This is a genomic window from Acetobacter oeni (genome assembly GCF_011516825.1).
Classification (GTDB): domain Bacteria; phylum Pseudomonadota; class Alphaproteobacteria; order Acetobacterales; family Acetobacteraceae; genus Acetobacter; species Acetobacter oeni.
In genome coordinates, this window is sequence record NZ_WOTA01000020.1 from 19321 (window position 1) to 40340 (window position 21020).

Annotated in this window: 21 protein-coding genes and 2 pseudogenes; 6 read left to right on the plus strand and 17 right to left on the minus strand. The window is 57.7% G+C overall.

Features of this window, described 5'->3' with window-relative positions:
- Positions 1 to 49: 49 nt before the first annotated feature.
- The 10 genes from GOB90_RS12910 to ltnD all read right to left on the minus strand — a co-directional run bounded on the left by GOB90_RS12910 (position 50) and on the right by ltnD (position 8777).
- Positions 50 to 292 carry an acyl carrier protein gene (locus GOB90_RS12910; protein ID WP_146888259.1) on the minus strand — a complete coding sequence of 81 codons (243 nt, stop codon included), beginning with the start codon at positions 290 to 292 and terminating at the stop codon, positions 50 to 52.
- Positions 293 to 589: 297 nt separating this feature from the next.
- On the minus strand, positions 590 to 1333 hold the full coding sequence (gene fabG, locus GOB90_RS12915) for a 3-oxoacyl-[acyl-carrier-protein] reductase (RefSeq protein WP_146888256.1): 744 nt from the start codon (positions 1331 to 1333) through the stop codon (positions 590 to 592).
- Between the two features lie 122 nt (positions 1334 to 1455).
- The gene (fabD, locus tag GOB90_RS12920; RefSeq protein ID WP_146888253.1) at positions 1456 to 2427 is read right to left on the minus strand and encodes an ACP S-malonyltransferase; all 972 of its coding nucleotides are present in this window, start codon (positions 2425 to 2427) and stop codon (positions 1456 to 1458) included.
- Positions 2428 to 2679: 252 nt separating this feature from the next.
- Positions 2680 to 3192 (minus strand): YdcF family protein, encoded by a 513-nt coding sequence (locus GOB90_RS12925; RefSeq protein WP_146888250.1) that lies wholly within the window; start codon positions 3190 to 3192, stop codon positions 2680 to 2682.
- Positions 3189 to 3497, minus strand: a complete 309-nt coding sequence (locus GOB90_RS12930) for a PqqD family protein (RefSeq protein WP_242012010.1) — start codon at positions 3495 to 3497, stop codon at positions 3189 to 3191. Before GOB90_RS12930 ends, GOB90_RS12925 begins: the two co-directional genes overlap by 4 nt.
- Positions 3498 to 3645: 148 nt before the next feature.
- A complete protein-coding gene (gene otnI, locus GOB90_RS12935; RefSeq protein ID WP_146888247.1) occupies positions 3646 to 4443 on the minus strand; it encodes a 2-oxo-tetronate isomerase in 798 nt (265 codons plus the stop codon).
- A gap of 22 nt (positions 4444 to 4465) precedes the next feature.
- On the minus strand, positions 4466 to 5845 hold the full coding sequence (locus tag GOB90_RS12940; RefSeq protein WP_146888244.1) for a GntT/GntP/DsdX family permease: 1380 nt from the start codon (positions 5843 to 5845) through the stop codon (positions 4466 to 4468).
- A 45-nt stretch (positions 5846 to 5890) separates the two neighbouring features.
- Positions 5891 to 6529 carry a 3-oxo-tetronate 4-phosphate decarboxylase gene (gene otnC / locus GOB90_RS12945; protein ID WP_146888241.1) on the minus strand — a complete coding sequence of 213 codons (639 nt, stop codon included), beginning with the start codon at positions 6527 to 6529 and terminating at the stop codon, positions 5891 to 5893.
- Positions 6526 to 7812, minus strand: a complete 1287-nt coding sequence (gene otnK, locus GOB90_RS12950) for a 3-oxo-tetronate kinase (RefSeq protein ID WP_146888237.1) — start codon at positions 7810 to 7812, stop codon at positions 6526 to 6528. The genes otnC and otnK overlap by 4 nt, the downstream gene beginning before the upstream one ends.
- Positions 7809 to 8777, minus strand: coding sequence for an L-threonate dehydrogenase (gene ltnD / locus GOB90_RS12955; RefSeq protein WP_261765961.1), 969 nt, complete (start codon positions 8775 to 8777; stop codon positions 7809 to 7811). The genes otnK and ltnD overlap by 4 nt, the downstream gene beginning before the upstream one ends.
- A gap of 119 nt (positions 8778 to 8896) precedes the next feature.
- Between ltnD and GOB90_RS12960 the strand changes: the two genes are divergently transcribed.
- Entirely contained in the window at positions 8897 to 9907 is a 1011-nt protein-coding gene (locus tag GOB90_RS12960; RefSeq protein ID WP_146888234.1) for a LysR family transcriptional regulator, read from the plus strand.
- Here GOB90_RS12960 and GOB90_RS12965 read toward each other — a convergent pair.
- From GOB90_RS12965 to GOB90_RS12985, 6 genes and pseudogenes are all read right to left on the minus strand, one after another.
- A pseudogene (locus GOB90_RS12965) lies at positions 9883 to 10613 on the minus strand (IS5 family transposase). The gene GOB90_RS12960 and the pseudogene GOB90_RS12965 sit on opposite strands and share 25 nt — an antisense overlap.
- Before the next feature lie 278 nt (positions 10614 to 10891).
- Entirely contained in the window at positions 10892 to 11059 is a 168-nt protein-coding gene (locus GOB90_RS18990; protein WP_183187347.1) for a hypothetical protein, read from the minus strand.
- A gap of 229 nt (positions 11060 to 11288) precedes the next feature.
- Entirely contained in the window at positions 11289 to 11948 is a 660-nt protein-coding gene (locus GOB90_RS12970; RefSeq protein ID WP_173572088.1) for a TetR/AcrR family transcriptional regulator, read from the minus strand.
- An 83-nt stretch (positions 11949 to 12031) separates the two neighbouring features.
- Positions 12032 to 13609 (minus strand): efflux transporter outer membrane subunit, encoded by a 1578-nt coding sequence (locus tag GOB90_RS12975; RefSeq protein WP_146888228.1) that lies wholly within the window; start codon positions 13607 to 13609, stop codon positions 12032 to 12034.
- The gene (locus GOB90_RS12980; RefSeq protein ID WP_146888223.1) at positions 13609 to 15186 is read right to left on the minus strand and encodes a DHA2 family efflux MFS transporter permease subunit; all 1578 of its coding nucleotides are present in this window, start codon (positions 15184 to 15186) and stop codon (positions 13609 to 13611) included. The genes GOB90_RS12975 and GOB90_RS12980 overlap by 1 nt, the downstream gene beginning before the upstream one ends.
- A complete protein-coding gene (locus GOB90_RS12985) occupies positions 15183 to 16283 on the minus strand; it encodes an HlyD family secretion protein (RefSeq protein ID WP_146888218.1) in 1101 nt (366 codons plus the stop codon). Before GOB90_RS12985 ends, GOB90_RS12980 begins: the two co-directional genes overlap by 4 nt.
- Before the next feature lie 90 nt (positions 16284 to 16373).
- On the opposite strand from GOB90_RS12985, the gene GOB90_RS12990 reads away from it, so the two are divergent.
- The 5 genes and pseudogenes from GOB90_RS12990 to bluB all read left to right on the plus strand — a co-directional run bounded on the left by GOB90_RS12990 (position 16374) and on the right by bluB (position 19423).
- Positions 16374 to 16637 carry a hypothetical protein gene (locus GOB90_RS12990; protein WP_173572089.1) on the plus strand — a complete coding sequence of 88 codons (264 nt, stop codon included), beginning with the start codon at positions 16374 to 16376 and terminating at the stop codon, positions 16635 to 16637.
- A gap of 72 nt (positions 16638 to 16709) precedes the next feature.
- Positions 16710 to 17230: pseudogene (locus GOB90_RS19810) on the plus strand (transposase); the annotation flags it as partial.
- Positions 17231 to 17310: 80 nt separating this feature from the next.
- Positions 17311 to 17514, plus strand: coding sequence for a transposase (locus GOB90_RS19815; protein ID WP_408737202.1), 204 nt, complete (start codon positions 17311 to 17313; stop codon positions 17512 to 17514).
- Positions 17515 to 17776: 262 nt separating this feature from the next.
- Entirely contained in the window at positions 17777 to 18739 is a 963-nt protein-coding gene (cbiB, locus tag GOB90_RS13000) for an adenosylcobinamide-phosphate synthase CbiB (RefSeq protein ID WP_306309456.1), read from the plus strand.
- 60 nt (positions 18740 to 18799) lie between these two features.
- Complete coding sequence (bluB, locus tag GOB90_RS13005; RefSeq protein WP_146888214.1) at positions 18800 to 19423, plus strand: 5,6-dimethylbenzimidazole synthase; 624 nt, start codon at positions 18800 to 18802, stop codon at positions 19421 to 19423.
- A 6-nt stretch (positions 19424 to 19429) separates the two neighbouring features.
- Here bluB and GOB90_RS13010 read toward each other — a convergent pair whose 3' ends face one another.
- Positions 19430 to 20875 (minus strand): cobyric acid synthase, encoded by a 1446-nt coding sequence (locus GOB90_RS13010; RefSeq protein WP_146888391.1) that lies wholly within the window; start codon positions 20873 to 20875, stop codon positions 19430 to 19432.
- Positions 20876 to 21020 lie beyond the last annotated feature (145 nt).

The following is a 21020-nucleotide window of genomic DNA, read 5'->3' on the forward strand; positions in this document are numbered from 1 at the left end:
AACGGGGGTCCGCGAAACATCCGTGGACCCTAATCCCGGACAAACTGCCTCAGGCAGCCTTCTTCTGGGCCTCAATGTAGTCGATCGCATCCTTGACCGTGGCGATTTTCTCAGCCGCATCCTCGGGGATCTCAACATTGAAAGCTTCTTCAAATGCCATCACCAGCTCAACGGTGTCGAGGCTGTCCGCGCCCAGATCGTCGATGAACGACGCTTCCGGGGTCACTTTACTTTCTTCGACGCCGAGGTGTTCGACAACGATTTTTTTAACCTTGTCAGCGATTTCGCTCATCTGTCTCTGCTTCCTGTATGCCCAAGGGATACGGGCGATTGGTTGACGCTCGTTCTGCCTGACTTTCACGGCCAGCCCAGGGTGCCGAGCGCGGCAACCCGTGTGTGCCCAACGAGGCTGCCGGGGCGCTTAGCACGGTTTTCTTCCCGTCGCCAAGGCGATAGAGAAAACCACTGACACTTCGTCACCCGGACAGCACACGGAACACAAAATAAATCCTGCCACGCAACCCGTCCGCGCGGTAGTCCGGATTATGCCGGAACGCAAAACCGGCACCGCGAATTTGCAGAACCGGCCTCAGATCATTGCCATCCCGCCATTGACGTGCAGGGTGCTGCCGGTGACCCAGGCGGCCTCATCGGAGGCCAGATACAGCACCGCCGAAGCTACATCGTCCGGCGTGCCCATCCGGGCAAGCGGAATGGCGCCGACCAGCTTTTCTTTCTGCGCTTCCGGCAGAACGTCGGTCATCGGCGTGGCGATAAAACCAGGTGCCACGACATTCAGCGTAACACCACGCGCGCCGGCCTCCTGGGCCAGAGACTTGGTCATGCCCACAAGCCCCGCCTTCGCGGCTGTGTAATTGGCCTGCCCGGCGTTTCCGGTCGCGCCCACAACGGAGGCTATGTTGATGATCCGCCCTGAGCGACGGCGCAGCATCCCTTTCAGGGCGGCACGGCAGAGGCGGAACGGCGAGGACAGATCGACATTGATGACCTTGTCCCAGTCTTCGTCCTTCATGCGGATCGCCAGCATGTCACGGGTTAGCCCGGCATTGTTGACGAGAATATCGAGCGGCGCGCCGGCGGCTTCCTCCGCCCGGGCAATAAGCTGATCGGCGCTGGCCGGATCGGAGAGGTCGGCGGTCACGGCATGGACACGCTCCTTGCCAAGCCCGGCGGCAAGCTCGTTCAGCACGGATTCACGGGTGCCTGTGATAACGACGACCGCGCCCTGCCTGTGAAGCTGACGGGCAATCGCCGCGCCGATACCGCCTGTGGCGCCGGTGACTAGGGCGACTTTCGAGGTGAGGCTAAACATTCTGATTTATTGAATCCTGTCAGTGCTGAACCGTGTGACCGGTTATTATAGCAGAGTGACGGGAACCAGGAGCAGCGCCCCTGATACGTCTGCTCTGCGATCAAAATTTCTGTCTCAGAATTTCAGAGACTCTGCAAAAAAGCGTCGATATCCGGCACGGTCCCGGCGGTCTGCGCCTTCGCATCCGGCGCAATCCGGCGAATCAGCCCGGTCAGAACCTTGCCTGCGCCAAGCTCGACAAAGCTGTCGACGCCCATCGCCACCATCTCCTCCACACTCTCGCGCCAGCGCACCGTTCCGCACACCTGACGAACCAGCAGATCACGAATCACATCGGGCGACGTCACCTTCCGCGCCGTAACATTGGCGACAACCGGCACGACCGGCGTTTCGACCTCGGCGCCGGCAAGTGCTTCCGCCATCTCATCGGCCGCCGGACGCATCAGCGAGCTGTGGAAGGGGGCGGAAACAGGAAGCCTGACGGCCCGCTTCACCCCCATGTCCTTCGCGATGACAATCGCCCGATCGATCGCTCCGGTCTGTCCCGAAACAACGATCTGCCCGCCACCGTTATCGTTTGCGAGTTCGATCACCTCACGATGCTCCGGCTCGCCCTCGACCTTTACGATGGCCGCGGCCTCGCAGATCTCGCGCGCCTTTTCCGGCGTGACGCCGATCAGAGCCGCCATACCGCCCTGCCCGGCCGGCACCGCGCGTTGCATGGCCCGGCCACGGAGACGCAGCAGTTTCGCGGTCTCCGCAATACCGAAGCTGCGGGCCGCGGCAAGCGCCGAATATTCACCCAGCGAGTGCCCCGCCATCAGCGTGGCTTTTTCAGCGAAGTTGAAGCCGCCTTCCCGTTCCATGATCCGAACAACCGCCAGAGACACCGCCATCAGCGCTGGCTGAGCGTTTTCCGTGCTGGTCAGAGTGTCAGCCGGCCCCTCGAAAATAATTTTCGAGAGATGCTCGCCAAGAGCGTCATCCACCTCCTGAAACACCTCGCGGGCGGCGGGATAAGCATCGGCCAGATCCTGCCCCATGCCGGGAAACTGGCTTCCCTGCCCCGGGAAAACAAATGCGAATACAGGCATTGGGACCTCTCCTGAGCGGGCTGCCCTCTCCGGCCTTCTGGCTGGCCTGAAAGAGTGCCGCGTTTGTCTGACGCGCCGTTCGCCTGCCGGTTTTTACTCAGAAGACGCGGTCACGGGCCTATGATAAGGATCGCCAGGATCACGCCCGACGGGCGCAATGGTGACGGCGATTGCGCAGGAGATGAAAGAAAATCCCGCCCGAATGTCAATGTTGGCGAAAGCAGTCCGGTCGTCCGACCCGGCCGACGCCTCTCAGCGCGCCTGTTTCAGCCGCCAGAGGATCACCAGAAACACGTCCCAGACTGTTGCCGGCACTTCCCGTAGCCACTGCCACGCCCGCCTGCCGACCGCCAGACCGACCCCGGACGGCGCCGGGATTTTCACGACCGTCCAGCCAGCCGCCCGCATCATCGCAACGCAACGCATCATATGAAAGTCGCTGGTCACAATCCCGACCGGGCCGGAATAGCCCCGCGCACGCAGAATCCGGGTGCAGACAATAACGGAATCGCACGTATCAGACGCCGTGGGCTCCGGCAAAATTGCGGCCACGGAAATCCCCGCGTCGCGCAGCAGGCCCGTCATCACCTCTGCCTCCGTGCGGCCGCCCTGAGGCACGCCGCCTGTTGGAATCCAGAGCGGCGGCACGGAGGAACACTGACCGAAACGGACGGCGGCGGCGATGCGCCTCAGAAGGACAGGCCCTGCCGTGCCGTCTTCTCTCAGAGCCGCACCGAAGAGAATGACCGGCAGAGTCCGGTTCACGACCGGCCCTGGGTGAATTGCAGCAGACCCGTATGCGCGAGAGCCTGAACCGTCTTCCGCCAGACATCGCGGAACTGATCCGCCTCCACCCCTCTTGTTTCAAGGCGGGCGGCAATATCCGCAACGGTGTTAACGCCGTCGATCAGCGGAAAAATACCCCGGGCCTGTGGTGGCAACTGAACAGGCGAACCGCTTTCGAGCGGAAGCTGGTGGGTCGCGGTCATTGCCATGGCCAGTGCGATGCCGGTCGTGTCGCTGAGGCGGGGAACGGTGGCGGGATTCAGAGGATCGGGTGAGAGCTGCATGAAACACAGTTAAACGAAGCAATGCCGGACCACGCAAGCGGCGCGGAACGCAGACCGGGAAAACCGCAATGACAGCGCCTCTCCGGTCGGTCTCTGCTCCGGACAATCGCCAGACCATTTCCCCGGGGCACAGCACACAAAGTGGTCCTCAGGGACGAACGGCTATCCGGCTTTCCCATGGTGCCATCCAGCCCAGCCCCTCCGAAGCCGTCGCACGGGGATGATATTCGCACCCGACCCACCCCTCATAACCGGATCGGTCCAGCAGATCATAAAGTGAGTCATACGCGATTTCCCCGCTATCCGGCTCATGCCGCTCCGGCACGCCGGCGATCTGCACATGCCCTGTCAGAGGCAGCAGACGCTCCAGTCGCCTTGTCAGATCCCCCTGCATGATCTGGGCGTGATAGAAATCGAACTGAATCCTGACATTATCCGCGCCGATATTCCGGCAGACAGCGGCGGTTTCCTCCTGCCTCGACACAAGATAACCCGGCATGTCGCGCGTATTGATTGCCTCCAGCACAATCGTCACACCCATGCTGCGTGCCTGCGCGGCGGCGGCGGCGATGTTGCGGGTATAGAGAGCGAGTCTCGCTTCTTTCTCCGCCTCATCCGGACAAAGGCCGGCCATAACATGCAGCCGTCTGTTTCCGAGGCGCTCCGCATAAGTGAGTGCGAGATCGATACTCCGCCGGAACTCATCCTCTCTGCCCGGCAGGGATGCGATCCCCCGTTCTCCACCGGACCAGTCTCCGGGCGGCGCGTTGAACAGAGCCTGCCGCAAACCGTTGTCTTTCAGACGAAGTGCAATTTCGTCCGCCGGATAATCATAAGGAAAAAGGAATTCGACACCCCGAAAACCATCTTTCGCCGCAGCGGAAAAACGGTCAGGAAATTTCATTTCCGTATAAAGCATCGTCAGATTTGCAGCAAAAGCAGGCATGGTTTTGTCTTCCAGTCTGGTGTCAGGCACACAGGGGCCAGAGTATTGCGGTCATACAGAATCCGAGAAAACCGAGAATGCTTGTCAGAACGGTCCATGTTCGCAGGCTTTCTCCGGTATCAATTCCGGTCAGTTTCGTAAAAATCCAGAATCCTGCATCATTGATATGCGATATGGAAAGACCACCTCCACCCATTGGCAGGCAGAGCAGCGCCTTCTGGCTGGCGGTGATGGTCAGCGTCTGCAGAAGCGGCGACAGGATTCCGGCGGTGGTGACGAGAGCAACCGTGGTGGAACCCTGAATCGCGCGCAGCAAAGCACTGAGAACAAAGGCAAGAGCCAGAACCGGAAGTCCGCTTGCGTGCAGCAGACCGGACACGACGTGACCAATACCGCTCTGGACAAGAATATTCCCGAAAACACCTCCGGCACCGGCTATCAGAATAACCATGGCCACCCCGGGAACGGCGGAGCCGACGACTTCCGAAACCTGCACATGGCTCCAGCCCCTGGACAGACCGAGCAGCCAGCCCGCGAGCAGAGTATCGATCAGCAGGGCTGTCATCGGGGCGCCGCACAATGCGGCTGCGTTGTGAAGAACAGTTCCTGCCTCTGTCAGCGAAAGAACGAATGTGCCGGACATAATCAGGACGACCGGAAACAGGATGAGCGCAACAATAATGCCAAAGGGCGGCGGAGGGGCATGGACAGTTCCTTCACCCGCCAGTACGCCGCCTTCAGCTTCCGACATCTCTTCGACCGTTCGCCGGATATCCTCACTGCATGAGAACTCCCGCCGTGTCATGCGCGAAGCAATCACATAACCCGTGAAGCCAAGGATAAGGGTAATCGGCAATCCGAACGCAAGAATACGTCCCAGGTCGGCACCGATCTGGGCGGCTGCCGCCGCCGGCCCGGGATGCGGCGGCAAAAAGGAGTGTACAGTCAGCATTGTCACGCACATTGGCAGCGCAAAGACCATGATCTGACGGTGTGTCAGCCTGCTCACACCATAAATAATCGGCATGACCATGATGACACCGACTTCGAAAAACACGGGAATACCAATCAGGAATCCTGCGAGGGTCAGCGCCAGAGGAATACGGCGGCTGCCGAACCGCCCTATCAGGGTTCTGGCCAGCACCTCCGCGCCACCGGAAATTTCGACGATTTTTCCGATCATGGCGCCAAGCGTGATGATGATCGCGATATGACCAAGTGTTTTCCCCATTCCGGCCTCAATGGCCGGCGCGATTCTGTCCAGCGGCATACCGGACAGAATCGCCACGAACATGCTGACGAGCAGCAACGCGAGGACGGGTTGCAGACGAAACCGCAGAATAAGAACAATCATCAGAATGATGCCGGCAATTGCGCTGGCAAGCAGAAGAACGGGTGTCATCTCAAGACCTTATTGTTTTTCTGTTCAGGTCCCGGGAAACCGGAGTTATTCCCAGACGGCGCCGAATGTAATACGCAGATCGTCCAGAGCATCCGGAGTCAGCGGCGCCGGACGGGGCGTTGTCATCAGCCAGAGCCTCGCCGTCTCTTCCAGCTCTTCCAGGCAGGCCGATGCGCGTTCCGGTGTTTCTCCCCAGATGACCGGACCAAGCCTCTCCAGCATGACACCCCTGACGCTACCTGCCAGTTTCGCAACCTTTGCCGCGACCTGCGGAGAACCCGGCCTGTCATAAGGAATAAGCGGTATCCGGCCGACCTTCATTACCTGATACGGCGTAACGGGCGGCAGAATGCAGTCGGGCTTCCACACGCCGGCCAGCGTCAGGGCAACAAGGTGGGTGGAATGGGTATGGATGATGACCCGGCTGTCCGGCCGGGCGTCAAAGATCAGTCTGTGCAGTTCCAGCGTCTTGGAAGGTTTGTCCCCCGATATCCACTCTCCGTTCCGGGACACTTTCGCAAGACATTCCGGATCAAGGCGGCCCAGACACGCATCGGTCGGCGTGATGAGCCAGCCGTCATCGAGACGAATGCTGATATTTCCGGCTGTTCCGGCCGTATAGCCCCTGAGAAAAAGATCACGGCCGATCCGGCAGATTTCTTCACGAAGCGACTGTTCCGTCATGCCGCGTGCCCCTGTTCCAGCGCTTCCAGTGCCTGACTGAAGAACGCCACGTCACCGAAGTTTCCCGATTTCAGAACAAGCCCGAACGGATCATCACCGACGGAAACCGTCAGCGGCACACCGGGCGCGATACACGGACCGATCCTGAGTTTTCGGACATCCAGCGCCTGAACCACCGCGCCGGACGTTTCACCCCCCGCCACCACGAAATTCCTGAAGCCGTTCTGCCTCAGCCTTACCGCGATCGCGGCCATGGCTGCTTCGACCAGTTCCCCGGCCCGCCCGGCGCCCAGGCTCTCCTGAACAGAAGCGAGTTCAGACGTGTCAGGCGTGGAGAAGATCAGCACAGGGGTCTCGGCCTGAAGAGCGAAACCGACGGCTTCGCTGATATTGTCACGACCTTCCGCAAGCTGCATGGGATCAATCCGGAAAGCAGGTCCCCCGGCCTGCTTCCATGCGACGACCTGCTCATTTGTTCTGAGCGACGCGCTGCCGGAGAGCACCACACGACGCCCCGCAACACGAGGCATCCTGTCTGCATCAGTTGTTTTCAGAAGACCTTCCTGGCGGAAATTTTCGGGAAGACCCATGGCAATGCCCGAGCCGCCTGTGATGAGCCTGTGATCCGCGCAAGCCTGACCGAGCGCCAGAAGATCCCGGTCGTCGATTGCGTCGGCAATCGCACATGTCACTCCCTCTCGCCGCAGAGCCTGTATTGCATGCCGGATGGCAGAGCTTCCCTGTGCAATCACCTCATGGGCAATCAGTCCGGACATTCTTCTGATCTGTTCCTGAAGAACGCGCACGAGATCTGAATCCCGCATGGGGGTGAGAGGATGATTCCTCATCCCGCTTTCGCTCAGCAGGCGATTTCCGACAAAGAGATGTCCCTGATAAACCATGCGTCCGTTTGCCGGAAAAGCCGGGCACGCAATGAAAAACTCTGTTTCCAGGGCTCTGCCCAGAGCTTCCGCGACCGGGCCGATATTGCCGGCAGGCGTGGAATCGAACGTAGAGCAATATTTAAACAGGTATTGCCGGCAGGAGAATGTCTGAAGCCATTGCAGAGCTTCCAGAGACTGGCTCACAGCTTTCTCTGCCGGAACGGTCCGTGTCTTCAGCGCAATGACGACCGCATCGACATCATCGCAGTCGCCAGATGCCGGAATACCGATTGTCTGGATGGTCCGCATGCCATTGCTGACGAGCATGCTGGCCAGATCCGTCGCGCCGGTAAAATCATCGGCAATACAGCCCAGCAGAATGGTTCCGGTTCCGGTCATCGGCCCGTCTGCCCGGCATGGGGCAAGTCGATGCCGGGAAACATCTTGATGACGGCGGAATCATCCTCCCGACCAAACCCCGCTGCCGAGGCCGCCAGAAACTGCTGGTGTGCCGCCGCGGCGAGAGGCAGCGGAAACTTTGTCCGCCCGCCCGTATCGAGTACCAGCCCGAGATCCTTCACGAAAATATCCACAGCGGAGAGTGGCGTATAATCCCCGCTGAGAATATGTGGCACCCGGTTCTCAAACATCCATGAATTTCCGGCACTGTTCGTGATAATTTCGTATGCGGTTCTCGGATCGCCCCCCTCCCTGATAGCAAGAGCCATGGCTTCTGCCGCCGCCGCAATATGCACACCCGCCAGAAGCTGGTTGACGATCTTGATCTTGCTGCCTGTTCCCGCGCGATCGCCTACCCGGTAGACAGTGCCAGCTATTGCCGGCAGAATATCCGCTGCCAGCGCCTGCGCCTCCGGCGCACCCGAAGTCATCAGCGTCATTTCACCGGACGCCGCTTTTGCCGCGCCGCCTGACATCGGTGCATCCAGAAAAAAGAGTCCCGCGTTGTGCAGCCGGGCATCAACAGACTCTGCAAATTCTGGAGATACGGTCGCACACCCGATGACGAGTGATCCAGGTTTCAGAGTGGACACCGCACCCTTTTCACCGAACAGAACCTGCTCCGTCTGGGCTGCATTCACAACCTGCACGAGGATGACATCGCATTCCGCGCCCAGCGCAGCCGGGTCCGCTGCCGGCACGCCACCGGCTTCCGCGAACCTGTCCAGAGCTTCCCGGCGTGTATCAGCCGCGTGCACAGTAAAGCCTCGCCGCAGCAGGGACAGTGCAACTCCGGCTCCCATCGCGCCCAGTCCGATAACACCAATCTTTTTATTATTGCTCATCCGGAAATCCCCCGAAGAAACCGGCCCCGGCGCAAACCGGACCGGTATTTTTCTGACCACAGGCAGCTCCGGGCATCCTGCCGGTCATCCTGTGAGGGGAAGACATATATTCGCGCTTCCGCGACGGCGTCCAATATACGAATGATGAAGTGATATATAGATTCTGGTATATAAAAAGGATGAATCCCGGCCCGGCCCTCTCACCTTCATGGTATATCGGCGCACGCCTCAAGCTGAGACATCTCCGGCTTCTGGATACCCTCTCGCGCACCTCGACCCTCCTCGACGCGGCAACCGGTCTGGGAATTTCCCAGCCTGCCGCGTCGAAACTTCTCAGCGATCTTGAAGATATGATCGGCTTTCCGCTTTTCCTTCAGGACGGAAGACGGATGCGGTTCAGCGTCTTCGGGGAAGTTCTGGCGAGACGGGCAGCAGTGATCCTCAATGAGCTCGACAGAGCGCGGGAAGAGATCAATATTCTTCTGAGCGGCAGCACCGGCCGCGTCTCCATTGGCACGATCGACGGTCCCGCCGTGGACCTTCTGACCAGCATTATCTTTCGCCTGCAAAAGAATTTTCCCGGTATCGATCTGGAAATCCGCACCGGCTCCAGCATCGGCCTTTTCGGGGATCTGCTCCGGGGAGAAGTGGACATCATGATCGGGCGCCCTCCCGAGGACGCCAGCCCGCAGGACTTCACAATCCGCAACGCGGGCCGGGAACCGATGGTGCTTGCGGCGCGCCCGAAGCATCCTCTCGCAGGACGAAAAAAACGGGATATTCGAGATATCGCGAACTACCCGCTTATTCTTCAGAGACGAGGCGGACGCTCACGTCTCAGACTTGAAACTCTTTTTCAGGAGGCCGGCATTCCCCTGCCTTCCTCCGTTATCGGCAGCGACTCTCTGGTTGTGACCCTGGCCTGCATCGCGGACTCGGACGCTCTGACAATTCTTTCCGAGCCCGTTGCCCTCCAGCAGGAACGGTATCATCAGATCACGGGCATCCCGACCGCGTTTGATCTGTCCATCAGTTCCTACGGTATTCTGACATCGGTGGTCCGTCCTCCGACTCCGGCAGCCCGGATGGTCATGACCCTTCTGCTGGAAGCAGCCGACGGCGACGAGTCCCCGATGTCGGAAGAAAACCCGACCGCGCCCCAGGCTCAGGACTCCTTCCTTGAGGAATAGAAGATGAAGGTTGCTGCGATATGGATTACGGACATGAAGGTATGAGCGCAGCGATCGTATCGGGTAGCCACACGTCGCCAGTCTTTCAGTTTTGCGAACATGTTTTTGATCTGGTGGCGCTTTTTATACAGATGCCAGTTGTGAGGCAGTTTTGATTTCATGTTCTTTTTCGGCGGAATACCGGTTACTGTCGCAGCCCCGGTCGCCGATGACTTCTGCTGTCTCGGCAGGAAGATCTGCCAGCAGAACATCCGCACCTTTGAAATCACTGACCTGCCGTCAGATAAAGCCGGACCGGACGATCTTCACCGTCACACACAGCGTGCAGCTTTGAGTTCAGACCGCCCTTTGTGCGTCCGATGTGGCGGGGAAAAGCCCCCTTTTAAGCAGGGGAGGCCGCTGTCCTGTGGGCCTTGAGGTGTGTCACATCAATCATCAGGCGCATCGACTGTCCGGCCTGTGCCGTCAGCGCCATGAAAATCCGGTCGAAAACACCCAGGCGGCTCCGGCGGATGAAGCGATTGTATAAGGTCTTGTGCGGACCATACGCTTTCGGTGCGTCTTTCCACTGAAAACCGTTGCGGATCACGTAAACGATCCCGCTCAGAACACGGCAGTCATCCACGCGAGGCACGCCATGTGCCAAAGGGAAATACGGTTCAATTCGTGCCATCTGGCTTTCAGACAGCAAAAACAACTCACTCACGGGCTCACCCTCCATCGGTGAACCGGTGAACCGCAGCGTAATGCTCAGTTCAATGAATTAACAGGTCCTGAGCCTAACACTGACTACCAGACGACCGAAGATGCGGCGAAATTGGCGCTCCGAGGTGCTGATCGTTTTCCGTACGTCAAAGTGGCGGCTACTGGTGATAGAGGTGGTCCCACTCGTTCGGACAGTTTCGAGGACTCGATAAGCAGCTATACCCGGTTGATACCATGCGGCCATTCTGACGGCATTGCTGCTGATCTTCTGGTCCGGGGTTAACCCCGGACCAGAAGATCAGGAACCACCTCTTTGAAAAAGCCTGCCGCAACATGAGTGTCGATCGCCGCAAAACCAAAGCTTGCTGGCCGTAAACCAACGGTATGGTCGAGCGGTTTAACGGACGTGTCGCGACCGAAGTGCTCCCAACATGCATCTCCGTTCACGCAGCCTCGAAATCCTGTTCATGAGGTTCTGCTTTACCTGTAACCACCGAAAGCAGCGCGTTCTGGCAAGATTGTCACCAACAGAACACCTCACCTCATGGCTCCGCAGCCGTCCCAACTTGCGACTACATCAAACCAGAGCGGAGTGACATTGTGGAACAGATCGATAATGCCCTCGACTACGCAAATGACGCCTCGCGACATGCCAAATAATCGATAACATATTTTATCAAAATATCCAAGGGTTGGTTTGTTTATAAGAATATATTCTCATAAATATTTTCGACACTCTTTCTGCATGACATTCCATAGCGTTAACCGAGAAGTCAACAGGTATTGAAAACCTTCGTTTTTCAACGATGCCTGACTGGCAGAGAGAAATGAATATCTGGGCCGCGAATTCTATATCTTCCACATGAATAGCACCAGCATCTGACCAGTAACTGATCGCTTTACATATGCATGCTCTTGTCGGTTCAATCGCATATTCCTGCATGATTTCCGAAATTTCCGGGAATTTGGAAGCCTCAGCAATCACGATTCTATATATACCAAGTGAAATCGGATGCGTCACTGCCGAGACGAATTCCTCACAGATCCCGCGAAGACATCCCGCACAACTTCCCATATTATTGTCATCATATTTAAAGAGACCGGATAGTTTGTTCTTACTGATATCAAGTATAATTTCGCGGAAAAGATCTGCCTTATCCTTGAAGTGGTTATAAAGCGTTCCTTTTGACACTTTTGCATATTGTGCGATACGCGCCATTGATGCCCCTTCATATCCAAGATCGAGAAAAACTTTCTCTGCACCTCGTAATATCTGGTTCCTTTTGGCTAACGCCGCGCTTTTGCTTGCTGACATTGTCATATCGCGCAATTTCATATCTCTTTCACGGCATCTCTTCAGATGCCGGCTCGCAGTGTGTAGGACAAGAGCCCTGCACACCATCAAGATCCATCTTTCCGTTACCTGGAAGCGACACGCTTTTTTGTATCCACAACTGTCTCAGGATCCGCTGTCTCCCATCCACCACCAAGGGCGTTGTAAAGCTGTGCCACATCGGAGGCCAGCGTGGTCGTACTCGAAGCAAGGTCGAGCTCTGACGATTCCAGACCAGCTTGTGCTGACAGTACATTGAGGTAATTGGTCAGGCCATGCCGGTATTGCTCGAGCGCAAGTACAAGCGACTGTTTATGAGCATCTACACTCGTGAGAAGACCGTCATGCCGGTTCTGCTCATCGCGATAGGCAATCAAGGCATTATCTACGTCGCGCCACGCCCCCAGAACGGTGGATCTGTAAACAACAGCCGCTTCCCTCTGTTCTGCTTTGGTCAGCTGAAGATTACCCGTCAGTCGACCGCCCTGGAAGATTGGCAGTGTAATTCTGGGTCCTACATTCCACGCCCTTGCACTCCATGCCCAGAAATCACGGAATGAAAGCGACTGCACTCCGAACCCGGCGTCGATTGTTACCTTCGGATAAAACTCTGCAGTCGCCTCAGCAACGCCGGCAACAGCCGAATGCAGCCGCGCTTCAGCTTCACGAACGTCTGGACGACGTTGTGCAAGTTGCGAAGGAACTCCGATCGGCACGCGTGGGGGCGTCACAGGAATAGCTGCTGCCTTTACGAGTTCACTATTAAGAGCGCGAGGTACCTCTCCAAGCAGAAGTGCGATCGCGTTCATCTGCTGCTCGATCACCTGTTCAAGTTGTGCAATCCGTGCGTCGCTGTCAGCCACCTGCGCTCGCGCGCTCTGTACATCGACATCACTGACCAGACCACTTCGATGACGACTTTCAGTCAGGCCAAGAGTAGACGCCTGCGTAGCGCGATTTTCCTGCGCAATACGCAAACGCTCCTGATCTCCGCGTAACATCATGTAGTCACGCGCCATGTCTGCCTGACGTGCTATCAGTATACCACGCCGGACTTCCCGGGAAGCCTGCATCTCGGCTTTAGCCTGGCGGTAGGCAGACGAAATTCTTCCCCACAGGTCTATCTCATAGCTTGCGTCAATATTGTCAGTCCATGTGTTCAGTTCCGGGATCGTTGCTGTCCCTGCCGCCTGCGAAAGCACGGAACCAAAGCCTCCCGCACCGGACGACTTGCCGATACTACCCAGGATGTACTGAAGAGATTTTGAACTGTATTGATTGCGAGAATATGAACCGCTCGCGTCAAGGGTCGGAAAACGCCCTGCACCTGAAACACGCATCTGCGCGCGGCTTTCAGCAAGTTGCTCGGTTGCCCGCTGAACATCCAGGTTCTGGGACGCAATGAGATTTTCAAGATGACTCAGTTCCGGATCGTGGAAAATATCCCACCAGCTGGGATCAGGTGCTTCTTCAGTCGCGGAACTAAACTGTCGGGCATCTGTCGGGGTGGTGGCATAGTCCGACGGGGACCATAGTTTGGGTTTATGGTATTTAGGTCCGACAGAACACGCCGATAGCGCGACCACAGTGAGGAGCAAACTTACAGGACGCAGAACTGCATGTGGCTGCCCCTTTATTTTATCGGAAAAAACATGCGTGATCATCAATGTCCTCCTTTGCCATTACCAGTCGAAGCGCTTGGAGCCAGGAAGAAACAGAATGGAACCACGAGGAACGCTATAATCCCGATTTCCATAAATACCTGATTATAAGCCAACATTGAGACCTGGGTGCGGAATGTTTGTTGAAGCTGATGAAGCGCCACTTCAGGGGCGGCAGCGACAGAGACGCCATGTTCAATGCTCTTGCGCTGCGCGACAGCGAGATATTCCTGATATTCCGGACGTAGAGGAGTCATCCAGTGGTTCAGATATCCCTGACGCACTTGCTGCGTTTCAGTCACAGCCGCCGTGCTCAACGAAATGGCGAGAGAGCCGACATAATTTCGTGACATGCTGAACATTGCCGAGGCATCTGCATTGAGTTCACGAGGTAATGTTGCGTAAGCAATCGTTGAAAGCGGAACAAACAGGAATGCCAGTGCCGCTGTCTGCAGAATGCGATATTCCATGAGATGGGCAAAGCTCGTCGTGGGCACAAGCCGGGCCGAATAGAAGAGTGACGCGCCCATGAAGAAGAACCCAAAAGCGACTATAGTTCGTATCTGGATTACACCCATTGCCCTTCCGACAAGTGGAATGAGACAGATGATGACAGCTCCCCCGGGGGCCAGAACCTCGCCTGAAACAGTGGCAGTATAACCAAGCACCTGTTGGGCAAACTGTGGAACGATGATGGCGGCGGCATATAGCAGCGCACCAACCATGGCCATCAGGAAAGTGGAGACTGCGAAATTTCGATCCTTGAAGATCGCAAGATTCAGAAGTGGTTCTTTCGCCTTAAGGAGCCATATGACTGCCGCGATGCATCCGACACCTCCCAGAACACCCATCGTCACAATAAAACCTGAACCGAACCAGCCTTCATCTTCTCCTCGGTCGCACATGATTTCGAGACATCCAAGTCCGATCGTAATGAGCGAAATGCCGATGACGTCTACTTTTTCACGACGTTTCTTTTCCCACGGCGGATCTTCCACCAGCGCAGACACCCCGATAAAAGTAATGATGCCGAACGGTACATTAACGTAGAAAATCCAGTGCCATGAGAAGTTGTCGACCAGATATCCTCCTGCAAGCGGCCCGAGGACAGGTGCGACCACAGTCGCAATGGCAGCCAGTCCCATGGCTGCCGCGCGCTGCGACGGAGGGAACGTGTCAAGAATAATCGACTGCTGACTAGGCTGCAGCCCGCCACCAAAGAAGCCCTGAAGCAGCCGAAACACGATCAGCATTGGCAGACTCGTCGACAGGCCACAAAGAAAGGACGAAACCGTAAAAAGAGCCACGCACACCAGGAAGTAGCGCTTGCGCCCGAAGAGTCGGCTAAGCCAGCCCGAGATGGTGAGTACGACGCCATTGGCAACAAGATATGCCGTCAACGCCCATGTTGCGTCATCGTAACTACTTCCCAGCGCTCCTGCGATATGTGGGAGCGCGACATTGATGATCGTCGTGTCCAGCACTTCCATGAAAGCACCAAGAGTCACAACAACGGCAATCAGCCAGGGATTGGCTTTTGGTTTCCATTCCCGCTGATCAGTAGGAGAGGTTTCTGTCATTGTACGTGAACTGTCGGTTCGACAGAGAGACCGATAGCAAGAGGGTGTTGAGGATCGATTCCGCTATCAATCAAGATCTTGACCGGAATACGTTGCACGATCTTGACGAAATTACCGGTCGCGTTTTCTGCCGGAAATGTGCTGAACTGTTCGCCGGAGCCAAGTTGCAGAGAGTCCACATGGCCGCGCAATTTCAGGGACGGATATGCATCGACTTTCATGTCGACGTCCTGCCCGGCTTTCATTCTTGTAAGCTGGGTTTCCTTATAGTTTGCTGTTACCCAGATTTCCGGTTGCACGATCGTGAATATCTGCTGCCCTTGCTGAACATAATTTCCCTGTTCAACATTCCGCTGTGAAACCCATCCGTCATGCGGCGCCCGAAGTTCTGTCCACCCAAGATTGAGTTTTGCCTGAACAACATCGGCTTCCGCGGCTTTCAGCAATGCCTGTTCCTGCGAAATGACTTCCTGGGTATTATTAATGCTGGGAATTACCGGCATGGCCTGCTGCAGTCGCCCTTCGGCTTCAACCACCTGGGCGCGAGCCTGATCGAGTGCTGCTTTCGCATAATCGATATCCTGCTGGCTGGTTGCCTGCCGGGAAACTATGGACTGCCGCCTGTAATCAGCTTCAGCCTTGACCTGTTGAGCCCTGGCACTCTTGAGATTGCCCTGAGCCTGCGCCAGGACACCAGGGAACTGGAATTTTGCAACCTCAAAACGGGCGCTGGATGCTCGTAGATTCGCCTGGGCTTCCAGCAGCTGACCCTCCGCTTTCTGAAGTGCGGCCCGATAATCACGATCATCGATTTTTATCAGAAGATCACCAGCATGAACGAACTGGTTATCATTAACAAAAAGACCAGTCACATAACCATTAACGTGAGGCGCCATAGAGATCTTGCGACCATCCGTATAAGCGTCATCCGTTTCGATATTATTCCTGGTGAGGAACCAGTACAAGCCGCATGCCAGAACAATGACGACGAGCGCAAGAACAATGATAATACGGATCCGGGGATTGCCTTTCCGTGGCTTGCTAGTGGCCTCGTTCTGAGAGGGCTGGGCTTGATTGTCGTGATTTTCTTGCGCCATTTTGGCTCCTTCGAGAACCGTATTTTGTTTGTATTTTTTAGGTGAACCGCTTTTGTCGTTACAGGAATGCACTTCAGCCCTGAATTATAATTGCCCTATAATCTGACCACTCGGTTCGGTCAATTGGAGACGATCGTTATTCAGGATTTACATGGATGCGTAAGGTCTGGTGCGGATATGAGTGGTGGTGGACAAACAGGGAAAGAGCCGGAACAAACCGGCGACACGGCTACCTTCGAATCGATTGATTTCTTTGCGGCTTTCGAACTCAACGCGTATGCCGCCGTATTCAGTGGTGGCAGTGAGAGCAACAAAGGCACGCACATTGATGCTGACGCACATTGGATTCCGTGACGCCTCGCAGAAGGCCTGACAGCCTGTCGGGTTGGGGTACCCATTGGACCGGCAAGGCTGTAAGGATTTGGGATAAGCCGCTTCATCCTGTTTGACCGATCTCAGCCCTGTCTTCTGCCGCCTGATCTGAAGTCATGGCTTCCGGCTGACGATATGGCGCATTTTGTTGTTGCCGCCGTTGAGCGGGTTCCGATGAGTGCGTTTTTCATGCAGGTGCGCACCGGCGGGAAGGCGCAGTATCATCCGCGTCTGATGCTGGCGCTTCTGATCTTCAGTTACGCCAATCTTCAGTTACGCCAACGGGTTGTTTTCCTCCCGCCGGATCGAGCGCGCCACATGTCGCGACATCGTGGTGGCGCTTCGTGGCGGCGAACCTGCATCCGGATCACGGCACGATCGCCACCTTCCGGCGGACGAACCGGACCGTCATTGAAGCCGCCTTTGTGCAGGTGCTGCTGCTGGCGCGCGAGACCGGGCTTCTGCGCGTGGGCGTGGTGTCGATCGACGGCACGAAGATCGACGCCGACGCCTCGAAATACCAGTCACTCCGCTATGATCGGATTAAAGCTCTGCCGGAGCAACTGGAGGCTGATTGTGGCAACCGGCATGGTCGCCACGTCTGCCGCCCGATCTGAAAGAGTCTCGCCGGATCACCGGACCGTGGCGTCTGGCCATGAAAGAAAGACTGAAAACTACGGAAGCCCGGGATATTTGCAGACTACAAAAACAGACTGGCGCACCGGCATTCCGGATCATCAAAAGTGTCATGGGGTTCATGAGATTTCATCTGCGAGGACTTGCAAAAATCATCACAGAACTCGCCCTCATCGTTCTCGCCTGCAACTGCAAAAGAACGGCACGTCTTCAAGCCGCATGAGCCAGGGTCTTCCCCACCCTTGTCGTCCTGAATGAGCCCAACCTGACAGACTGCCAGGCGAAAGCTGAAGGGTATTATGGCGTTGACACAAACAAACCCGTTATAGAACAATCGTTCCGTTCACTCATGAGTGCCAAAAAATTCCAATAAAGACAAAAGCAATGAACAGTGGAGACTTTATCGTTTTTTACTTGAACCTGATGAAAGGCATGTATGTCCTGTCACCACTCCTCAGGCATTTGACGTCAGGCCGTAACGCTCCATGATAATGGAAGAAAATATGGTCGCGATGCTGCTGGCCTTTTTTCTGGATGCTGTAGTTGGTTGGCCCCGGTGGCTGTATTTGCGCATCGGTCATCCGGTGACGTGGGTCGGCAGGATGATCAATGCAGGTGACCGCAGCCTTAATCGTGAAGCGGACAGCCGCCTCCTGCGACGCATCTGCGGCATTGCAGTTGCAGGCTTTGTCATCATCCTGACAGCCGGTATGACGTTTGGAATCTCCTGGCTTTTACCAGACGGATGGCCAAAGATTCTTCTGACCGGGCTACTGGCATGGCCTCTGGTGGCGGCTCGCTCGCTCCATGACCATGTATGTGCAGTCTCCAGGCCACTCGCCACGGGCGACCTGCCCACCGCACGCAAGGCCGTCTCCATGATCGTCGGCCGCAATCCGAAGCTTCTGAATGATGCCGGCGTTGCACGTGCCGCCATGGAAAGTCTGGCCGAGAACAGCTCGGATGGCATCGTCGCTCCCCTGTTCTGGGGGATGCTGTTGGGGCTGCCTGGCATTGCCGCCTACAAGGCGATCAACACAATGGATTCGATGATCGGCCATCGTACGCCGCGTCATGAGGCATTTGGCTGGGCGGCAGCGCGGATCGACGATGTAGCCAATCTGATCCCGGCGCGGCTGACGGGCCTCCTTTTCGTCCTCGTTTCGGGCCGTCCCGCAGCAGCCCTGAGGGTCATGCTGCGTGACGCCCCCTCCCACCGCTCGCCCAATGCCGGCTGGCCCGAGGCCGCCTTTGCGGGCGCGCTCGGCATTCGTCTCTCCGGACCCCGCACCTATGCCGATCATGTGGCCGAGGAACCATGGCTCAACGGGGCCGCTCCAGACCCGTGCCCGGATGATCTTGTGCGCGGGCTGGTCCTGTATCGCCGCGCCATGGCGGCAGTGGCCGTCCTCTTGGCCGTGATCGTTCTGACGACAGGCTGGCCATGAGAGACGATTGGCATGGGCGCGACTGGACAGGACTGTGCGCCCGTCTGAAAAGACTGGTCTATGAAATTCACCGCGCCTGAAGCCGCCACCCTGCATCGCGTCCTGCGCTGGCGCCGGGACGTCCGCCATTTTCGCACCGACCCGATCAACGAGCCCGTCCTCACCCGCTTGCGGGACGCGATGGATCTTGCGCCCTCCGTCGGCAACGCCCGCCCCTGGCGCGTGATTCGCGTCACCAGCCAGGCCTTGCGCGCCGCCGTGCGCGCCGATTTCATCCGCTGCAACGCCAAAGCCGTCCAAACCTATGACGGGCAGCAGCGTGAGGATTATCTGAGGCTGAAACTCGCCGGACTGGATAACGCGCCGCTCCAGCTGGCCGTCTTCACCGTGACCGATCCACCCGAGGGGCATGCGCTCGGACGCCAGTCCATGCCGGACACGCTGAACGCCTCGACAAGCATGGCGATCCATACGCTGTGGCTGGCCGCAAGGGTGGAAAATCTTGGGCTGGGCATGGTGTCCATCCTTGATCCGGTCCTCATGGAACGGCTTTTCGATACCCCTGCCGACTGGCGTTTTTCCGCCTATCTCTGCCTCGGCCATCCGGAATTCGAGGATGACAAACCCCTGTTGCATCGCACCGGCTGGCAGGACAATCACACTCACCCGTGGGAAGAGCGCTGACCGCCTCTACCGCGCCGCGCCCAGCAGGCCGGCCACGTCGCAATGCGCTTCAAGATGATCGGCCAGCGCGTCCAGAACCTTCTCCACTCTCGCGCCATAGGCCAACGTGGATGGGGCCGCGCCAAGCTGGCGGAGGAACGCTGCGCGAAACGCATCGTCGGAAAACATGCCATGGAGATAGCTGCCCATGATCCGGCCGTCCGGCGACATGGCGCCCTCCGGCGTACCCGCGACACAGGCAAACGGGCGGGAACGGGCCTCCCCCGTGGTTTCACCGATATGAATCTCGTAGCCCGTCATCGGCGTGCCACTGGCCTCATGGATCGCGTCCACGCGGGAGAGATGCTTGTTCGGCTGCATCGTCGTGACAAGATCCAGCAGGCCAAGTCCGGGGACCTCGCCGGGAGCGCCCTCCAGCCCCAGCGGGTCGCTGATGATCCGGCCCAGCATCTGATAGCCACCGCAGATACCCAGCACATAACCACCACGCCGCACATGGGCAAGAATATCAATATCCCAACCCTGAGCCCGCACCCAAGCGAGATCCCCAAGGGTGGATTTGGTTCCCGGCAGAATGACGAGGTCAGTATCGCCGGGAAAGGCCTGCCCCGGCCGGAGCATGCGAAGGGAGACCGTCGGTTCCTGCGCCAGCGGATCGAGATCGTCGAAATTGGCGATACGCGACAGGACCGGCACTGCCACCTGCAACGGGCCGCTCCCGACCGTTCGGCCCAGATCCAGTGCATCCTCGGCTGGCAGCAGCGCTGCGTCAGCGAAATACGGAACCACACCATAACCACGCCAGCCGGTGCGTTGTCCGATCAGGGCGTATCCGTCATCGAACAGAGTTGGATCTCCGCGAAAACGATTGATCAGGAAGCCGCTTACCTGGGCAGCATCGGCGGCATCCAGCACGACTTTGGTGCCGACGACCTGGGCGATGACTCCGCCTCGATCAATGTCGCCCACCAGGATGACGGGCACATCCGCTGCCCGCGCAAATCCCATGTTGGCAATATCTCCCGCCCGGAGGTTCACTTCGGCCGGACTGCCCGCGCCTTCGATGATGACAAGGTCGGCTGCCCGCCGCAACCGTGCGAAACTCTCAAGCACAGGCGCCAGCAGCCGGGGTTTGAGCCGCGCATAGTCCCGCGCCCGTGCCGTGGCGACGTGCCGACCCTGCACGATCACTTGCGCGCCCATGTCGGACTCCGGCTTCAGCAGAACAGGATTCATGTCCGTGTGGGGTTCGCGTCCGCAGGCAAGGGCCTGCAGGGCCTGCGCGCGTCCGATCTCTCCGCCGTCCCGGGTCACCGCTGCGTTGTTAGACATGTTCTGCGGCTTGAACGGCGCCACCGACAGTCCCCGTCGCAGGGCGGCGCGGCACAGGCCCGCCACCAGCAACGATTTGCCGACATTCGAGCCAGTACCCTGGATCATCAACGCACGCATCGTTTGTCCTGCTCTCCCGTCTTCACACCCGGTTTCGACCTGCGACATGGAGGTTTCACTGTCTATCCAGCCGGAGCGGCAACCTCTTCCCTTCACCGGAACCCGTCCCCATCACATGGCTGGACGAGCCCCGGCCCTGTCCGGT

What these genes read in the sequence shown, in the direction of transcription:
- GOB90_RS12910 (WP_146888259.1), bottom strand. Translation starts at nt 292, where the DNA reads ATGAGCGAAATCGCTGACAAGGTTAAAAAAATCGTTGTCGAACACCTC.
- fabG (WP_146888256.1), bottom strand. Translation starts at nt 1,333, where the DNA reads ATGTTTAGCCTCACCTCGAAAGTCGCCCTAGTCACCGGCGCCACAGGC.
- fabD (WP_146888253.1), bottom strand. Translation starts at nt 2,427, where the DNA reads ATGCCTGTATTCGCATTTGTTTTCCCGGGGCAGGGAAGCCAGTTTCCC.
- GOB90_RS12930 (WP_242012010.1), bottom strand. Translation starts at nt 3,497, where the DNA reads ATGCAGCTCTCACCCGATCCTCTGAATCCCGCCACCGTTCCCCGCCTC.
- otnI (WP_146888247.1), bottom strand. Translation starts at nt 4,443, where the DNA reads ATGCCTGCTTTTGCTGCAAATCTGACGATGCTTTATACGGAAATGAAA.
- GOB90_RS12940 (WP_146888244.1), bottom strand. Translation starts at nt 5,845, where the DNA reads ATGACACCCGTTCTTCTGCTTGCCAGCGCAATTGCCGGCATCATTCTG.
- otnC (WP_146888241.1), bottom strand. Translation starts at nt 6,529, where the DNA reads ATGACGGAACAGTCGCTTCGTGAAGAAATCTGCCGGATCGGCCGTGAT.
- otnK (WP_146888237.1), bottom strand. Translation starts at nt 7,812, where the DNA reads ATGACCGGAACCGGAACCATTCTGCTGGGCTGTATTGCCGATGATTTT.
- GOB90_RS12960 (WP_146888234.1), top strand. Translation starts at nt 8,897, where the DNA reads ATGAATCCCGGCCCGGCCCTCTCACCTTCATGGTATATCGGCGCACGC.
- GOB90_RS12970 (WP_173572088.1), bottom strand. Translation starts at nt 11,948, where the DNA reads ATGAAATTGCGCGATATGACAATGTCAGCAAGCAAAAGCGCGGCGTTA.
- GOB90_RS12975 (WP_146888228.1), bottom strand. Translation starts at nt 13,609, where the DNA reads ATGATCACGCATGTTTTTTCCGATAAAATAAAGGGGCAGCCACATGCA.
- GOB90_RS12980 (WP_146888223.1), bottom strand. Translation starts at nt 15,186, where the DNA reads ATGACAGAAACCTCTCCTACTGATCAGCGGGAATGGAAACCAAAAGCC.
- GOB90_RS12985 (WP_146888218.1), bottom strand. Translation starts at nt 16,283, where the DNA reads ATGGCGCAAGAAAATCACGACAATCAAGCCCAGCCCTCTCAGAACGAG.
- GOB90_RS19815 (WP_408737202.1), top strand. Translation starts at nt 17,311, where the DNA reads ATGAAAGAAAGACTGAAAACTACGGAAGCCCGGGATATTTGCAGACTA.
- cbiB (WP_306309456.1), top strand. Translation starts at nt 17,777, where the DNA reads ATGATAATGGAAGAAAATATGGTCGCGATGCTGCTGGCCTTTTTTCTG.
- bluB (WP_146888214.1), top strand. Translation starts at nt 18,800, where the DNA reads ATGAAATTCACCGCGCCTGAAGCCGCCACCCTGCATCGCGTCCTGCGC.
- GOB90_RS13010 (WP_146888391.1), bottom strand. Translation starts at nt 20,875, where the DNA reads ATGCGTGCGTTGATGATCCAGGGTACTGGCTCGAATGTCGGCAAATCG.